Raw genomic sequence first — 2,514 nt, 5'->3', positions numbered from 1 at the left:
CTGAAAAATCCATATGTTCCATATATCTGTTGTCAGCAGGCAAAAACAACCGGTATCCCGAATACCGAAAAAAGGGTACACAAATAAAACACGTTCTGCGTGTATCCTTTTTCTATGTAATTGTTTATCAGTCTTTACAAGACACTGCCGACATCAACATACCTGCCTTCATAATTATTTAACTGTGGCTATTATACAAAACCTGAAAAACAATGTCAATCCGTTATAAACATCTTGTAATGTTCATTTTTTCCAGCTTCCAGATTCCTCCCCTGAATCCTTCCGCCTCTATTTTCAGCCTGTGCTTTGTTCCTTTTCCATAAAATCTTACGGAGAAAACCACTTCTCCTTCATTCACATAAATTTCTGCTGCAGAGGTATCTGCAAGTATTCGAATACTCCTCAATTCTTCAATACAGGCTTTTCTTGTTCGGCGGCCTGCCCCTGCCTGCTGATCCATTTCCAGAACCAGAATTCCGTCCCTGTATTCCAGCTTAAAAATATCTGCAAGAACTACTTTCGCAGGGCCTTTCTGAACCTGAAGTTCCAGATCAAACGCGCCGTCTGTCTCTGTTTCTCTGTCTGCGTCACAAAGCTTTTTTTTCCAGCGCCGAAGATTCATCAGCTCTTCTACAGGATACTGATATACTTTTCCGTTACAGTATTTCAGTTCTCTTGGAACTGTCAGACAATGCTGCCATCCTTCCTCCAGCGTATTATTTACATACTCTTCTTCCGCATCCGGCATTCCCATCCAGCCAATCAGTATTCTTCTTCCTTTTTTATCCTCAAAAGTCTGAGGCGCATAAAAATCAAAGCCCATATCCCATTCCCGGAAATCTTCTTTGAATACTTTGCCGTCTCTTAAAATAAAATATCCGGAAAGGTAGATATTCTGATAACGGTATTCCTCTCGTTCCACACCCTGAGGCGATACAGAAAGGATTTCATTCCCACTCAGTTCAAACATGTCCGGACATTCCCACATGTAGCCAAATTTTTCTTCTGTGGTAAGTTCCCCGTCCAGATTCCACTGTTTCAGATCCCGGGAAGAATAAAGTAAAACAGCTCCGTGATCATCCTTCCTTCTTCCCCCAAGAACCATTCTGTATCTGTCGCCTTCCTTCCATACCTTGGGATCACGGATATGACAGGTGTAATCCTCAGGATACTGAGTACAGGGAATCACATTTTCCTTTATCCCAAACTCTATGCCGTCCTTACTTTCCACATGAAGCGTATTAGCGCAGCGTCCGTTGTTAATATAATCATAATCCCCGTCCAGCTTTACGTTTCCTGTATAAAATAAATGCAGAGTTTCTTCTTCTGCCAAAGCAGAACCGGAATAGACACCATGGCAGTCTGCCGGACTGTCAGGATAAAGGGAAACACCTTCATATGTCCAGTTGATAAGATCCTCACTGGAGTAATGTCCCCAGAATTTCAGCCCGCCCTTTACCTCAAAAGGAGAATACTGAAAAAATACGTGATATCTGCCCTGATACCAGCTGAGGCCATTGGGATCATTCAGCCAGCCGCATGGGGGCATCAGATGATGCGTAAGCCGGTATGGCTTACTGACCATCTCTGCCCAGTGGGTTTCTTCAATTTTTCTGATTTCGTCTGTAAAAACCTTTGTTAATGCACTCATGATTCTTTTATCTCCAGTACCGCATCCTGCTTTGTTACATTTCCTGTTTTTAAAATTCTTATTTCCTGATAATCATCTGAATTTGTTACGATCATTGGCGTTGTCACATCATAGCCAGCCTCTTTGATTTTTTCCATATCAAATGTGAGCATAACCTGTCCGGTCCTTACACGATCTCCCTCTGTTACATGTGAGGTATAAAATTTTCCGCCAAGCTCTACTGTATTAATTCCAACATGGATCAAAATTTCCACTCCATGATCTGCTTTCAGTCCTATAGCGTGTCTGGTAGCAAAAACAGTTTCCACAACAGCGTCGCATGGCGCTGTTACTTCTCCTTTTTGGGGAATAATGGCAATTCCCTTTCCCAAAACCTCTGCTGCAAAGGTTTCATCTTTTACTTCACTCATCAGAATGGCCTCGCCCTCCATATGACTGTCCAGAAGAATTTCTCCCGTTACGGATTCCTGGATTTCCAATTTTTCAGCCTCAGCTTTTTCTCCCTGAGTTTTTTCCTTTTCCGCTTCCTGACAGGTTTCGGAAACAGAATCCTTATATCCAAACATCCATGTAAGAACAAAAGCCACTCCTATGGAAATCGCCATCATCAGAAGATAGGACAACGGCTGATTCAGACAAAGAAGAATACCGAAAATACCGGTAACTCCTGTTCCGGTTGCCCCCAGAGCTGTTACAGAGGCAAACAAAGCGCCGCATGCGCCTCCGATACATGCCATAACAAATGGCTTTCCAAAGCGGAGATTTACACCAAAAATCGCAGGTTCTGTGATTCCCATACATGCGCTGAGCGCAGACGGAACTGCCATAGACTTAATTTTCTGATCTTTTGTTTTCAGCGCCAC

The 2,514-nt window shown here is 43.0% G+C and carries 2 protein-coding genes; both read right to left on the bottom strand.

What is annotated here, in order from left to right; translation table 11 throughout:
* Positions 1-223 precede the first annotated feature (223 nt).
* A complete protein-coding gene (locus tag QVP40_RS06935) occupies positions 224-1,651 on the bottom strand; it encodes a glycoside hydrolase family 32 protein (RefSeq protein WP_022067745.1) in 1,428 nt (475 codons plus the stop codon).
* Positions 1,648-2,514 (bottom strand): glucose PTS transporter subunit IIA (locus tag QVP40_RS06930; RefSeq protein WP_288200369.1); only part of this gene is annotated, 867 nt, incomplete at its 5' end. The genes QVP40_RS06930 and QVP40_RS06935, both read right to left, overlap by 4 nt.

It is taken from the genome of Blautia sp. CAG:257, from assembly GCF_000433815.1.
Lineage (GTDB): Bacteria > Bacillota > Clostridia > Lachnospirales > Lachnospiraceae > Blautia_A > Blautia_A caecimuris.
Note: the sequence above shows the minus strand (reverse complement) of the source record. Positions and strands in the feature narration are given on the sequence as shown.

What these genes read in the sequence shown, in the direction of transcription:
- QVP40_RS06935 (WP_022067745.1), bottom strand. Translation starts at nt 1,651, where the DNA reads ATGAGTGCATTAACAAAGGTTTTTACAGACGAAATCAGAAAAATTGAA.